The organism is Kribbella flavida DSM 17836, from assembly GCF_000024345.1.
In the GTDB taxonomy this organism is placed as follows: Bacteria; Actinomycetota; Actinomycetes; order Propionibacteriales; family Kribbellaceae; genus Kribbella; species Kribbella flavida.
The window spans coordinates 1,102,528-1,115,172 of sequence record NC_013729.1; the positions used below are offsets into that span (position 1 = coordinate 1,102,528).

The 12,645-nt window shown below is 70.8% G+C and carries 13 protein-coding genes; 8 read left to right on the top strand and 5 right to left on the bottom strand.

What is annotated here, in order from left to right; genetic code table 11:
- Positions 1–36 precede the first annotated feature (36 nt).
- From cysS to KFLA_RS05110, 4 genes are read left to right on the top strand one after another with little or no spacing between them, the layout of a single operon-like run.
- Positions 37–1,479, top strand: a complete 1,443-nt coding sequence (gene cysS, locus KFLA_RS05095; protein ID WP_012918696.1) for a cysteine--tRNA ligase — start codon at positions 37–39, stop codon at positions 1,477–1,479.
- Positions 1,480–1,483: 4 nt separating this feature from the next.
- A complete protein-coding gene (gene rlmB / locus KFLA_RS05100) occupies positions 1,484–2,446 on the top strand; it encodes a 23S rRNA (guanosine(2251)-2'-O)-methyltransferase RlmB (RefSeq protein WP_012918697.1) in 963 nt (320 codons plus the stop codon).
- A gap of 52 nt (positions 2,447–2,498) precedes the next feature.
- A complete protein-coding gene (locus KFLA_RS05105; protein ID WP_012918698.1) occupies positions 2,499–2,780 on the top strand; it encodes a type II toxin-antitoxin system Phd/YefM family antitoxin in 282 nt (93 codons plus the stop codon).
- Positions 2,777–3,181: a type II toxin-antitoxin system VapC family toxin gene (locus KFLA_RS05110; RefSeq protein ID WP_012918699.1), complete on the top strand. Its 405-nt coding sequence runs from the start codon at positions 2,777–2,779 to the stop codon at positions 3,179–3,181. The genes KFLA_RS05105 and KFLA_RS05110 overlap by 4 nt, the downstream gene beginning before the upstream one ends.
- A 70-nt stretch (positions 3,182–3,251) precedes the next feature.
- Here the strand turns inward: KFLA_RS05110 and KFLA_RS05115 are convergent, their stop codons facing one another.
- Entirely contained in the window at positions 3,252–4,142 is an 891-nt protein-coding gene (locus KFLA_RS05115; protein WP_012918700.1) for a S1 family peptidase, read from the bottom strand.
- A gap of 114 nt (positions 4,143–4,256) precedes the next feature.
- Positions 4,257–5,909, bottom strand: a complete 1,653-nt coding sequence (locus KFLA_RS05120) for a DUF7800 domain-containing protein (RefSeq protein ID WP_012918701.1) — start codon at positions 5,907–5,909, stop codon at positions 4,257–4,259.
- A gap of 99 nt (positions 5,910–6,008) precedes the next feature.
- Here KFLA_RS05120 and KFLA_RS05125 point away from each other — a divergent pair, with 99 nt between their 5' ends.
- Positions 6,009–8,735 carry an AfsR/SARP family transcriptional regulator gene (locus KFLA_RS05125; RefSeq protein ID WP_049797268.1) on the top strand — a complete coding sequence of 909 codons (2,727 nt, stop codon included), beginning with the start codon at positions 6,009–6,011 and terminating at the stop codon, positions 8,733–8,735.
- 6 nt (positions 8,736–8,741) lie between these two features.
- Here KFLA_RS05125 and KFLA_RS05130 read toward each other — a convergent pair whose 3' ends face one another.
- Positions 8,742–9,326: a TetR/AcrR family transcriptional regulator gene (locus tag KFLA_RS05130; RefSeq protein ID WP_012918703.1), complete on the bottom strand. Its 585-nt coding sequence runs from the start codon at positions 9,324–9,326 to the stop codon at positions 8,742–8,744.
- Positions 9,327–9,411: 85 nt separating this feature from the next.
- Here KFLA_RS05130 and KFLA_RS05135 point away from each other — a divergent pair, with 85 nt between their 5' ends.
- From KFLA_RS05135 to KFLA_RS05145, 3 genes are all read left to right on the top strand, one after another.
- On the top strand, positions 9,412–10,566 hold the full coding sequence (locus KFLA_RS05135; RefSeq protein WP_012918704.1) for an acyl-CoA dehydrogenase family protein: 1,155 nt from the start codon (positions 9,412–9,414) through the stop codon (positions 10,564–10,566).
- Positions 10,563–11,330: an SDR family NAD(P)-dependent oxidoreductase gene (locus KFLA_RS05140; RefSeq protein ID WP_012918705.1), complete on the top strand. Its 768-nt coding sequence runs from the start codon at positions 10,563–10,565 to the stop codon at positions 11,328–11,330. Before KFLA_RS05135 ends, KFLA_RS05140 begins: the two co-directional genes overlap by 4 nt.
- A gap of 187 nt (positions 11,331–11,517) precedes the next feature.
- Positions 11,518–11,913 (top strand): type II toxin-antitoxin system VapC family toxin, encoded by a 396-nt coding sequence (locus KFLA_RS05145; protein ID WP_012918706.1) that lies wholly within the window; start codon positions 11,518–11,520, stop codon positions 11,911–11,913.
- A 69-nt stretch (positions 11,914–11,982) separates the two neighbouring features.
- Here KFLA_RS05145 and KFLA_RS05150 read toward each other — a convergent pair whose 3' ends face one another.
- Positions 11,983–12,390: a hypothetical protein gene (locus KFLA_RS05150; RefSeq protein WP_148256551.1), complete on the bottom strand. Its 408-nt coding sequence runs from the start codon at positions 12,388–12,390 to the stop codon at positions 11,983–11,985.
- 17 nt (positions 12,391–12,407) lie between these two features.
- Positions 12,408–12,644, bottom strand: a complete 237-nt coding sequence (locus tag KFLA_RS05155; RefSeq protein WP_012918708.1) for a hypothetical protein — start codon at positions 12,642–12,644, stop codon at positions 12,408–12,410.
- Position 12,645: the final 1 nt, after the last annotated feature.

Sequence of the window (12,645 nt, forward strand, 5' to 3'; positions counted from 1 at the left end):
TCAAGAGCAGTCTCGAAACACCGTTACCCTTGATCGGTGACACTTCGCTTGTACGACACCGCGACGGCAGCAGTGAGGGATTTCGTACCGGTCCATCCGGGCAAGGTCGGGATCTACCACTGTGGGCTGACGGTGCAGGGTGCGCCGCACGTCGGGCACATCTACAAGGAGGTCGTGTTCGACGTCCTGCGGCGCTGGCTGGAGCGCTCCGGCTACCAGGTCACCGTGATCGCGAACGTGACCGACATCGAGGACAAGATCCTGGCGAAGTCGGCCGAGCGCGAGATCCCGTGGTGGGCGCACGCGTACGAGTTCGAGCGCGAGCTGCACTGGGCCTACGACGTGCTGGGCTGCCGCCCGCCGACGTACGAGCCGCGCGCGACCGGACACATCCCGGAGATGCTGGAGATGATCCAGCAGCTGATCGACGGCGGCCACGCGTACGTCGCGCAGGACGGCTCCGGCGACGTCTACTTCGACGTGAAGTCCTGGCCGGCCTACGGCGAGCTGTCGAACCAGAAGATCGACGACATGGAGGCCGCCGAGGACGCGGACCCGCGCGGCAAGCGGGACCCGCGCGACTTCGCGCTCTGGAAGGGCCACACCGAGGGCGTGCCGCTGACCGCCTCCTGGCCGACCCCGTGGGGCCGCGGCCGGCCGGGCTGGCACCTGGAGTGCTCGGCGATGGCCGGCAAGTACCTCGGCGGCGAGTTCGACATCCACGGCGGCGGCCTGGACCTGCGCTTCCCGCACCACGAGAACGAGCTGGCCCAGTCGACCGCGGTCGGGCAGAAGTTCGCCCGGTTCTGGATGCACAACGCCCTCGTCACCGCGGCCGGCGAGAAGATGTCCAAGTCGCTGGGCAACGGCGCGATCGTGCGCAACGTCGTCGAGCGGGTCCGCCCGATCGAGCTGCGGTTCTACCTGGTCCAGTCGCACTACCGCTCGGTGGTGGAGTTCTCCTTCGGCGCGCTGGACGAGGCCGCGACCAGCTTCCAGCGGATCGAGGGTTTCGTCACCCGGGCGACCGAGCTGACCGGCGCGGCCGACCGCGTCGACCCGGCCGCCGTCGAGCTGCCGGCCGACTTCGTCGCCGCGATGGACGACGACCTGGGCACGCCGGCCGCGATGGCGGTGTTGCACACCACCGTGCGGGACGGCAACAAGCTGCTCGCGGACGGGGATTCACCCGCCCTGCGGGAGACGCTGGCCACGGTCCGCTCGATGCTCGACGTGTTCGGGCTCGACCCGCTGGCCGAGCCGTGGGTGTCGCGGACCGGGACGACCGACGAGCTGACCGAGGTCGTCGACGGGCTGGTGCAGGCGTTGCTGGACCAGCGCCAAGCGGCCCGGGAACGCAAGGACTACGCCGCCTCGGACCAGATCCGCGACCGGCTCAAGGCGCTCGGCGTCGTCGTCGAGGACACCCCGCAGGGGCCGCGCTGGACCATTGCGCCGAAAACCACCGAAGGAAACTGAACCGATGCCAGGCAGCAGTCAACGCAAGGGCGCGATCCGCAAGAAGGCGCGCGGCAACCCGACCGCGGGATCCGGTGGCCGGGTCCGCCGCGGGCTCGAGGGCAGGGGCCCGACCCCGAAGGCCGAGGAGCGGGTCAAGCACCCGGCGTACAAGCGGGCCAAGGCGAAGGCCAAGGCGCAGGAGCGGTCCGCGGGCCGCCGCCCGGCCCGCAAGGACCCGGACGCGACCGTCGAGTGGGTCTACGGCCGCAACCCGGTGGTCGAGGCGCTGCGCGCCGGCGTACCGGCCAGCGCGATCTATGTTGCCGAGGGCACCGAGCGTGACCCGCGGCTGCGGGAGGCGCTGCTGCTGTCCGTCGAGCGCGGCGTCGCCCTGCTCGAGGTGCCGCGCCAGGAGCTGGACCGGCTCACCAGCAACGGCGTGCACCAAGGCCTCGCGATCCAGATCCCGCCGTACGAGTACGCCCATCCCGACGACCTGCTGCGCGCGGCGTACGACGCCGACCAGGTGCCGCTGATCGTCGCGCTGGACGGTGTGACCGACCCCCGCAACCTGGGCGCGATCACCCGCTCGGCGGCGGCGTTCGGCGCCCACGGCGTGCTGGTCCCCGAGCGCCGCGCCGCCTCGGTGTCCGCGTCGGCCTGGAAGACCTCGGCCGGCGCCGCCGCCCGGATCCCGGTCGCCCGCGCCACCAACCTGAACCGCGCGCTGAAGTCCTACAAGGACGCCGGCCTGTTCGTCATCGGCCTGGACATGGACGGCGAGGTGGAGCTGCCCGACCTCCAGGCCGCCACCGACCCGATCGTCCTGGTCGTCGGCTCCGAGGGCAAAGGCCTGGCCCGCCTGGTCCGCGAGAACTGCGACCTCATCGTCTCCATCCCGATGACGTCGGCCACCGAGTCCCTCAACGCCGGCATCGCCACCGGCGTAGCCCTCTACGAAATCTCCCGCCGCCGCACCCAGTGAGCTCGGACGCTGTGGCCTTGATGTACCTACCTCAGGTAGGTACATTGGCGTCATGGTGACCATCGGGCTGCGCGAACTGAATCAGAACCCGTCGAAGGCGGTGGCCCGCGTCCGGGCCGGCGAGACGATCGTGGTCACCGACCGCGGACGGCCGGTGCTCCGGCTCGTTCCCGAGCAGGAACAGCCCGCAACGCTGCAGCACATGATCGACTCCGGCGAAGTGGCTCCACCGGCTGAGTTCGGCATGCCGGATCTGGCGCTGGAGCTGGCACCGGAGGTCGAAAGCCTTTCCGACCTGCTGATCTCGGACCGCGACAAGGAGCGGCGTCGGTGATCTACCTGGACGCTTGTGCGCTGCTGAAGTTCATCAAGCCGGAGAAGGAGTCGGCCGCGTTGCGCAAGTGGCGCGAAGCGCTGCCGCCCGACACGGAACTGCTCACGAGCGAGCTGGCCAAGTTGGAGATCACCCGAACGTTGCTGCGGGCCGGCGTCGACCATCAGCAGGTGCCGTACTTCACCGGCCAAGCGGTCCGCGGGATCTATGTCGTCGACCTCAGCTCGACCGTGCTCGCTCGGGCGATGGCTTACCGCACGGCGCGGCTCGGTTCTCTCGACGCCATCCATCTCGCCAGTGCGGAACCGTTCCGTGCTGACCTGGAGCAATTCGTCACGTACGACAAGGAGTTGAGCGGAGCTGCTGCCGAGCTGGGATTTCCGGTCCTCGCGCCGGCCTGACCAGACGGCAGTTCGCAGCACAACGCCCCCTGCCCCAGAGAGGGACAGAGGGCGCCGCGGATGCGACGGGTCAGTAGACGTTGACGCCGTAGCGGTTGAGGACCTCGATGACGGGCTGGAAGTAGGTCGTGCCGCCGGTGGAGCAGTTGCCGCTGCCGCCGGAGGTCAGACCCAGGGCGGTGGAGCCGGCGAACAGTGAGCCGCCGGAGTCGCCGCCTTCGGCGCAGACGTTGGTGCGGATCAGGCCGCTGACGGAGCCCTCGGGGTAGTTCACCGTCGCGTTGACGCCGGTGACCGAGCCGCTGCGCAGACCGGTGGTGCTGCCGCTGCGGCGCACGGCCTGGCCGACGGACGCGTTGCCCGCCGTGGTGATGTCCTGGTACGAGCCGTTGTAGAGGTACACGTTGCCGGGGTGGTTCGTGTACGACGTGCTGTACCGGACGATGCCGTAGTCGTTGCCCGGGAAGCTGCTGCCGGTCCGGGTGCCGAGCACGGTGGACTGCGACGAGTTGGCGTACCAGGTGCTGGCCGAGTTGGTGCAGTGGCCGGCGGTGATGAAGTAGTAGGTGCCGGCGCTGTCGCGGACGTTGAAGCCGAGCGAGCAGCGGTAGCCGCCACCGTAGATGGCCTGTCCGCCGCTGATCCGCTTGCTGAGTACGCCGGGCAGCTTCTCCAGCACGACCTGGCTGCCGAAGCGCTTGGTGACGGCGGTGAGAGCGGCGAACTTGCCGCCGCTCACGGTGTCGTCGTACGAGACGATGATGCGGCCGGACTTCTCGTCGGTCATCCAGGCGGTGCCCGGGATCGACGCCTCCTTGGCCAGGGTGGCGGTGATGCTGCTCGCCGAGGTGACGGCGGGTGCCTCGCCACCCGGGGCCGCGTTGGCCGGGGCTGCGAGCTGAACGGTGGTGGTGGCCAGACCGGCGGTTGCCAGCAGGGCCACGGCACGGCGAATACGCATGGTTGTGCCTCCTCACGATGAGGACGCGCTCGGGGCGGGTGCGTCCTTGACTCAACCGCCGGAAGGCATACCCAGTTGTTCGCTGAGTATTCGGACAATCTCTCAGCGTGAGGGTTATCCTCCGTACGTCAGCGTCCGGACGAGGGTTTGCCCGCTCCCGGACAGGTCGGCGTGCTCCACCTCGACCTCCCAGTCCTCGCCGTCGATCGTCACCGTCATCACCCCGTTGTCGAACCACGGCCCGTACGCCGTCCGCCAGGTCGCCGCGACGTCCTGGACCCCGGCCGACCGGGCCAGCTTGTGCAGCAGAAACGTCAGCCACCGGCTGTCCAGCAGCTTGTTCGCCACCCGCACGTGCTGGGGGATCGGGTTGCGGAAGGGGGACATCGTCAACTGCCGGATCGCCGTCTCCGGATGCCGTACGCCGGTCAGCCGCGCCTCGGCGAGGTAGCTGCAGTGCACGTCGCCGGACAGCATCAGGATCGAGGCCGGCGGGTCCTCGGCGCGGACCAGGTCGGTCAGCAGCTCGGTCACGTCGTCGAAGGACTTCCGGAACGACGCCCAGTGCTCCAGGTCCATCCCTTGCCGGATCCGCTCGCCGATCCGGGCGCCGCGCGGACCCCAGGCGCCGGACGAGATCGCCTCGTCCCAGCCCTCCAGGTGGTGCAGCCCGGGCGCGAGCAGGAACGGCAGCGTGGAGGCGAGCAGCAGGTGGTGGATCGGCTGCGACGCTTCGACCGTGTGCCGGCGAACCCACTTCCACTCGTGCGCGTCGACCATGGCCCGGTCGTCCGGTTCCAGGTGCCGAGAGCAGCGCGAGTCGACCGCCAGCAGCCGGACCCCGTGGGCCCGCGCGCCGAAGTCGCGGTAGTAGCTCCACCGGGTGGACGCCGGGTCCTCGTCCGCCTTCCAGGCGAAGGAGTCCAGGTACGCCGTCCGCTCGTCGTCGTCGGTCAGCGTCAGCATCGCCGCGTAGGTGGGGTCCTGGGCCAGCTGCTCCGGCGACAGGTTGCCGAGGTGCTGGTAGACCCAGTACGACGCGTAGGCGCCGACCACCCGGTCGTGCCACCACGGCTGGCTGGTGACCCACTCGCGCCAGGTCAGCGACGTGTTCCAGTCGTCCCGCAGGTCGTGGTCGTCGAGCAGCATGCACAGTGGCACGGTCGAGAACAGCCAGCGCACCGCAGGGTTCGTCCAGGCGTCGTCGTACAGCCAGGTGTACTCCTCGAAGTTGCCGATCTCGTCCTGCACCTCCGAGCCCGGCCGGCCGCCGTGCGCGGCCCGCAGCTGCTCCAGAACGGCGTCCGACGGGTCGTCGGCGTACACCTGGTCCCCGAGCAGCAGGATCGCGTCGGGCGTCTCGTCGCCCGATCCGCCGCCCCGTCCGGCCATCCGCTCGGCCAGCGCGACCAGCGCGTCCGGGCCGAACTCCTTGAACCCCTGCTCGTCGAACGGCGCCGACCGCCGGCAGGACCCGAAGGTCAGCCGGAACGTGCCGTCGGCCCGCGGGGTCCGGATCGTGCTCGGCCCGTACGGCGAGTCGGCCGGCGGCCACACCCGGTTCCCGTCCAGGTGCACCTCGTACGGCGTACTGGTGGCCGGCTCGAGCCCTTCGATCAGCACCAGCGCGTAGTGGTGCCCGTGCACGGACCAGGTCCGGGCCCGGTGGCCGAGGATCTCGACCTCGCCCGGCTCGGTCGTCTCCACCCAGACGGTGGCCCGCGTCTCGTCGACGTACCGCAGGAGCGGCCCCAACTGCAGCTGCATTCGATGAACGTACCGGTGTCCGCAACCCGGCGGTGACCGGTGCATCCGGGACAATGGCGGTTCGCGACCGAGGGGGTACCGGGAGTGACCGGAGCATCGTTGTGGATTCGTCTGCTGGGCTCGTTCGAAGTCCGCCGGCAGCGCCACGTCCTCGAGGTCCCCGCCGGTCGGCAGCGGTCGGTGCTGGCGGCGCTCGCCGTGTCCGGGCCACGGATGGTTCCGGTCGACGTGCTGATCGACCTGACCTGGGGTGAAAGTCTGCCGGGCAACGCGAAGAGCGCGCTGCACAACAACGTCCGGCGACTGCGCAAACTCCTCGGCCAGGACACCATCCGGACCGTGCCTGGCGGCTACCAGCTTGAGCCGGGGGCTGCCGAGGTCGACGTGACCCGGTTCGTGCGGCTGACCGAGGAAGCCGCGCAGGCAGCTCCGGGCGCAGCGGCGAAGCTGCTGGACGAGGCGCTGCAGCTGTGGGCCGGAGAACCGTTCACCGGCGTACCGTCCGGCCCGTTGCAGGACGAGCACCTGCCGGCCCTGACCGAGCGTCATCTGGCGGCGATCGAGCAACGCATCGACCTGGCGGAGGACTCCGCGGAGTGGATCCCGCAGCTGAATGAGCTGGTCTCGCGCTACCCGCTCCGCGAGTCACTCTGGCTGCGGCTGCTCACCGCACTGCAGCGCTCCGGTCGTCAGGCCGAGGCTCTGTCCCGCTATGAGGAGCTCCGTCTGCTCGTCACCGACCAGCTGGGCACACCGCCCGCCGCCGAGCTGCAGCAGCTGTACCACGCTCTGCTCGCGCCGGACCCGGCTCCTGCTCCGGCAGCGCCACCAGCAGGTCGGCCGGTACCGCGGCAGCTCCCGCCGGCGCCGGTCCGCTGCGTCGGGCGGCCAGGCGACCTCGCAGCCCTCGACCGGATGCGGGCGCGGTCGGCCCGGACGATCGCACTGCACGGACCCGGCGGAGTCGGCAAGACAACGCTCGGCCTGCAATGGGCCACCCGGACAGCGTCGGACTACCCCGATGGTCAGCTCTACCTTGACCTGCGTGGGTACGGGCCGGACGAACCGCTGGAGCCGCTTGCAGGCCTTGGGATGTTGCTGCGGTCGGCCGGCGTACCGGACCGTGCGGTGCCCGCGACCGTGGCTGAGCGGACCGCGCTGCTGCGCACGGTCCTCAGCGACCGCCGCATGCTGGTCTTCCTCGACAACGCCCGGGACTCCGACCACGTCCGCCCGCTGCTGCCCGGTGGCGACTGCCTGACCATCGTCACCAGCCGCAACGAGCTGCTCGGGCTGGCCGTCCGGGACGGTGCGTCGAGGCACGCCGTACGACTGCTGTCGATGGCCGAGTCCGTCGAGCTGCTGGAAGCGACCCTCGGTGTACCGGCTGACCGGTCCGCCCTGGAAGAGCTGGCCGAACTGTGCGGACACCTCCCGCTCGCACTGACCATCGCCGCGCTGCAGTCGTCGCGCCACGACAGCCCAGTCAGTACGACGGTTGCCGCGCTCCGGGCCCAGCAGGACCGGCTCGACCTGCTCTCCGACTCGCACGACTCCAGCACCGACCTCCGCACCGTGCTGGCCTGGTCGTACGACGCTCTGGACCGCCAGGAGGCCCGCGCCTTCGCACTGCTCGGCCTGCACCCGACGCCGGACTTCGAGCTGAACCTCGCCGCCGCGCTGATCGGCGAGCCACGGCAACGCGCCCGCCGCCTGATGGACCGGCTCGCGGCCGTCCATCTGCTTCAGGTCGTCGGCCGGGACCACTACCGCCTGCACGACCTGCTCGCCGTCTTCGCCGCGGAGCTGGCCGAGCGGGAGCCGGAACGCAAGGACGCCCTGACCCGCCTCGACGACTGGTACATCCTCACCACGGCCGCGGCGCGGACCGCATTGCTCCGGGCGGTCAGGGATCGGGACTACCAGCCCAGGACCGCGCTCGAGCCGCTCGAGTTCGAAGGACTTCCCGACGCCTTCGCCTGGTACCGGCGCCGGCACGGGGCCGTGCAGAGGTTGGTGCACGCGGCCGCCGAGCGTGGCGACCACGAGCGCGTCGTGGCACTCACCGCCGAGCTCTGCGACCTGCAGACCGTGGACCGCGATCCGGACACGGTCGAGTGGCTGGCGATCGCGGAGCTGGGTGTCCAGGCAGCCGATGAACTCGGCGACCCGGCGCTGCGCGGTTGGGCCCGGTTCCGCCGGGCGCGAGGGCTTTTCCTGTCCGGGGACCCGACCGGCGCCATCGCGGAACAGCAGAAGGTGTGCGACCTGGCCCGGCTGCACGGCAACGCAAGGCTGCTGGCCGCCGCCCTTACCTTCCTGACGGCGGCGTTGGGCACCATCGGGCAGCGTGAGGAGGCGCGGCAGGCCGCCACCGAGGCGGTGGAGCTGGCCCGGGCGTCGACCGAGCGGTCCATGCGGCTCCGACTGGCCCACGCTTTGATCAACCTGGGGGGAACTGAGCTCGACTTGGTCGAGCCGATCGCCGACGCCATCGAGCACACCACGGAGGCGCTGGAAATCTACCGAGAGCTCGAATCGGGCTACCACGCCGGCCGCGCGCTGGCGAACCTGTCCGAGATGGCGATGGCGACAGGCGACGCGAAGCAGGCGCTCGCGTACACCGACGCGGCCCTGGCGGAGTTGGCCGGGCTGGAAGACCGGCTCTCCCAGCAGCCGCTGTCGATCCACCGCGGCCACGTCCTGGTCGCGCTCGGGCGGCGCGACGAGGCGCGGGCGGTCTGGCAGCAGGCGCTGGAGGTGTTCACCGCCGCCGGTGACGACCGTCGCCGGGCGGAACTGACCGAGCTGATCGCCGGCCTCTGAGCGGTGTCAGTCGACCCGCAGGGAGTGCAGCACGAACGAGGCGAGCTCGCGGTAGGCCTCGGCGTCGTTCAGGCCGGTACGGCGGGCGATGTCCCCGCGCTGGATCGCCTGCATGGTGTGGGCGACCATCTCGGCGGCGAAGCCGATGTCGACCTGGCGGAACGTCTTGCTGGCGATGCCGTCCTCGATCAGTGTACGGACCCGGTCGGCGGCGATCCGGGTGTTGCGCTCGTACACCGAGCGGGCCGGCGCGAAGGTCGACACGTCGTCGAGGAAGGTGCGGCTGGCCGGCCGCAGCGCGTCGGCGACCGCGTTCAGGTAGGCGGCGATCCGGCGGTCGTGCCGGGTCTGCCGGGCGACCGTCGCCTCGACCTGGGCGGTGGCGTTCTTGAAGTAGTGCTTGACCACCTCGACCGCGAGCTGCTCCTTGCTCGGCGCCAGCGCGTACAGGGTGGTCTTGCTGCAGCGCAGTTCGGCGGCCAGGTCGTCCAGGGTGAACCTGCTGAAGCCCTGCGTGAGGAACAACGACAGAAGCCGGTCGAGCAGCTCGGACTGCCGGCGGGTGCGGCGTCCCGGGACGACTGTTGTCATATCGAGACAGCATAGAACGATACTGGACTTGAGTCTTCAGTATCAATACGAGTACCGTTTCAGCACCCACCGAGAGGGGTGCCCGATGGCCGTCGACCGGCTGCTGCCCACCGAGGAATCCACCGACCTGCTGGCCCTGGTCCGGGACCTGTGCGAGCACGAGCTGGCGCCGTACGCGGCGCAGGCTGAGGAGACCGAGACCTTCCCGCGGACCGCCTTCCGGACCCTCGGCAAGGCCGGGCTGCTCGGACTGCCGTACCCGGAGCAGTACGGCGGCGCCGACCAGCCGTACGAGGTCTACCTGCAGATGCTGGAGGAGATCGCGGCGGCCTGGATGTCGGTCGGCGTCGGCCTGTCGGTGCACACGATGACCAGCTACGCGGTGGCGACCCGTGGCACCGATGAGCAGCGGGAGCAGCTGCTGCCGGACATGATCGGCGGCGAGCTGCTCGGCGCGTACGCGCTGTCGGAGCCGCAAGCCGGGTCCGACATCAGCGCGATGACCACCAAGGCGGTCCGCGACGGCGACGAGTACGTGCTGACCGGGACCAAGGCGTGGATCACGCACGGCTCGCAGGCCGACTTCTACACCACGTTCGCCCGCACGTCGGCCGATGCCAAGCACGGGATCTCCGCCTTCCACGTGCCGGCCTCGACCGACGGCCTGAGCTTCGGCGCGCCCGAGCGGAAGATGGGCCTGACCGGCTCGACCACCACGCTGGTCAACTACGACCGGGTCCGGGTGCCGGCCGCGCACCTGATCGGCGCCGAGGGCGACGGGATGCGGATCGCGCTGTCCGCCCTCGACTCGGGCCGGCTGGGCATCGCCGCCTGCGCGGTGGGGTTGGCGCAGGCGGCGCTGGACTGCGCGGCGGCGTACGCGCTGGAGCGCAAGCAGTTCGGGCACGCGATCGCGGACTTCCAGGGGCTGCAGTTCCTGCTCGCCGACATGGCCGCCGCGGTGGAGTCCGCCCGGGCGACGTACCTGCAGGCGGCCCGGCGGCGCGACCTCGGCCGGCCGTTCACCCAGCAGGCGGCGATCGCCAAGCTGGTCTGCACCGACGCCGCGATGAAGGTGACCACCGACGCGGTCCAGGTGCTCGGTGGCTACGGTTACACCCGCGACTTCCCGGCCGAGCGCTACATGCGCGAGGCCAAGGTGACGCAGATCTTCGAAGGAACCAACCAGATCCAGCGCCTGGTGATCAGCCGCGACCTGCTCAGGAGTGTGTCTCGATGAAGCTCGGCCCGAACGACGTTGCCCTGGTCACCGGCGGTGGCTCCGGTCTCGGCGAGGCGACCGTACGCCGGCTCGCCGCCGCCGGGGTCGCCGTGGTGATCTGCGACCTGCCGTCGTCGGCGGGCAAGCGCATCGCCGACGAGCTGGGGGAGCGCGTCGTCTTCGCGCCCACCGACGTCACCGACGAGGCCGCCGTCGTCGCTGCCCTCGACGCCGCCGCCGAGCTCGGTGACCTGCGGGTGGTCGTCACCTGCGCCGGCATCGCCACCCCCGGCCGGGTCGTCGGCCGCAAGGGTCCGTTGCCGCTGGCAACCTTCCGGCAGGTGGTCGAGGTCAACCTGGTCGGCACCTTCAACGTGCTCCGGCTCGCCGCCGAGCGGATGGTCGCGCTGCCGGCCGGCGACGACGGCGACCGCGGCGTGGTCGTGATGACCGCCTCGATCGCCGCGTACGACGGCCAGATCGGTCAGGCGGCGTACGCGGCCAGCAAGGGCGGCATCGTCGGACTCACCCTGACCGCCGCCCGCGACCTGGCCGACAAGGGCATCCGCGTCGTCACCATCGCCCCCGGCACGATGGAGACCCCGATGCTGGCCGGCCTGCCCGAGGACGCCCGTACCGTCCTGGAGCAGCAGGTCCCGCACCCCGCCCGCCTCGGCCGCCCCGACGAGTACGCCGCCCTGGTCGCCCACATCCTCGACAACCAGCTGCTCAACGGCGAGGTCATCCGCCTCGACGGCGCCCTCCGGATGCCACCCCGCTGAAACTGCCCTGTGGACAACGGCTGCCCGAGCGCCGAACGGCCCCGTCGCCGATCGGCCGGCTGCTGGCCACCGGCAACTTGCGTCCACCGCGTTCGACGGGTCCGCTGCCACGGCCGAAAGGCGAGGTGCGAACGACGCAGCAGTCGGGCGACCTGCTCGAGCAACTGCGCGACGAGGAACGCTCCTGATGATCTACCTCGCCACGGCGGCCCTGGTGAAGCTGGTTCGCCGCGAGGTGCCCTCGGACGCGCTGACCGACTGGCTGAACGACCGGATGGACCTGCCGCTGGTGTCTTCCGCGCTGGCAGAGATCGAGCTGCCCCGTGCGCTCCGGCGAACGGAGCCCGCACTCCTGGCGGCAGTGCCGGCCGTACTGTCTCGGCTGGCGGTGTACGAGATCGACGAGCAGGTGCGGGCAACGGCTGCGGCGTACGCCGACCCGTTGATCCGCCCGCTGGACGCGATCCACCTCGCGACGGCCCATGCCGTGCTCGCCGACGACCTCACGGCCTTCGTCACCTACGACCGGCGCTTGCTCGCTTCCGCTGAGACGCTCGGCCTGCCGACCGCCTGCCCGGTCTGAGCGGGGGAGACCAGAGAGGGCGTTCCTTCCACGCGGTCGTGCGGGCCTCGGTTGGCCTACGGCAACAGCTCATCTCGGCTGCAGGGACGGTGGCACGGGGCCGTGCAGGAGTTCGTAGAGGGCGTAGCCGGCGGAGTTCGGTTGGTGTACGCCGACGAAGATCTGCTGTGCGGTCTGCGGCGTTGCCTTGCGCAGGATCGAGCCGTCGTCGGTGCCGTTGTGCCGGCAGCCGTCGTAGCGGTAGACGACGTCCTGGTCGTGGTGGCTGCCGTCGACGCGGAGGACGACGACGTCGTTGCCGGGGTGGGAACTGCAGGTCGGATCGCCGGTGGTGGGCCCGACGCCCACAGCTGCGGCGACCAGGTTGCGAACCAGTCGCTCGGCCTCGCTGCCGATGAGCCGGGTGCTGGCCTTCAGCGGCGCGCGCATCGACGGATCGCCGGTGCGACCGGCCGGCGGGATGGGAACACCGGCCATGGAGTAGCGGCAGACGCTCACGGCCCGAACCGCGCCAACCGACGCCAGCTGTCCGGGACCTGGAGCTGGACGTGATGGTAGGACTCCCAGCGCCATCCATCCCGTGCCGGTGTCCCGAGCTCGGCCCCGGCCGGTACGGCGTCGGCGGTGGGCGGGGTCCGTGCAGTCAGCACGGTCGCGCCGACCAGCAGGCCGGCGATCGCGGCGCCGGTCAGCGCGGCCGCCCTGACGCGGTAGAAGGTCCTTCGTGGCATG

Excerpts from the sequence above, each read along its gene's own strand:
- rlmB (WP_012918697.1), top strand. The coding sequence starts at position 1,484 with ATGCCAGGCAGCAGTCAACGCAAGGGCGCGATCCGCAAGAAGGCGCGC.
- KFLA_RS05105 (WP_012918698.1), top strand. The coding sequence starts at position 2,499 with ATGGTGACCATCGGGCTGCGCGAACTGAATCAGAACCCGTCGAAGGCG.
- KFLA_RS05115 (WP_012918700.1), bottom strand. The coding sequence starts at position 4,142 with ATGCGTATTCGCCGTGCCGTGGCCCTGCTGGCAACCGCCGGTCTGGCC.
- KFLA_RS05120 (WP_012918701.1), bottom strand. The coding sequence starts at position 5,909 with ATGCAGCTGCAGTTGGGGCCGCTCCTGCGGTACGTCGACGAGACGCGG.
- KFLA_RS05130 (WP_012918703.1), bottom strand. The coding sequence starts at position 9,326 with ATGACAACAGTCGTCCCGGGACGCCGCACCCGCCGGCAGTCCGAGCTG.
- KFLA_RS05135 (WP_012918704.1), top strand. The coding sequence starts at position 9,412 with ATGGCCGTCGACCGGCTGCTGCCCACCGAGGAATCCACCGACCTGCTG.
- KFLA_RS05140 (WP_012918705.1), top strand. The coding sequence starts at position 10,563 with ATGAAGCTCGGCCCGAACGACGTTGCCCTGGTCACCGGCGGTGGCTCC.
- KFLA_RS05145 (WP_012918706.1), top strand. The coding sequence starts at position 11,518 with ATGATCTACCTCGCCACGGCGGCCCTGGTGAAGCTGGTTCGCCGCGAG.
- KFLA_RS05150 (WP_148256551.1), bottom strand. The coding sequence starts at position 12,390 with ATGGCCGGTGTTCCCATCCCGCCGGCCGGTCGCACCGGCGATCCGTCG.
- KFLA_RS05155 (WP_012918708.1), bottom strand. The coding sequence starts at position 12,644 with ATGCCACGAAGGACCTTCTACCGCGTCAGGGCGGCCGCGCTGACCGGC.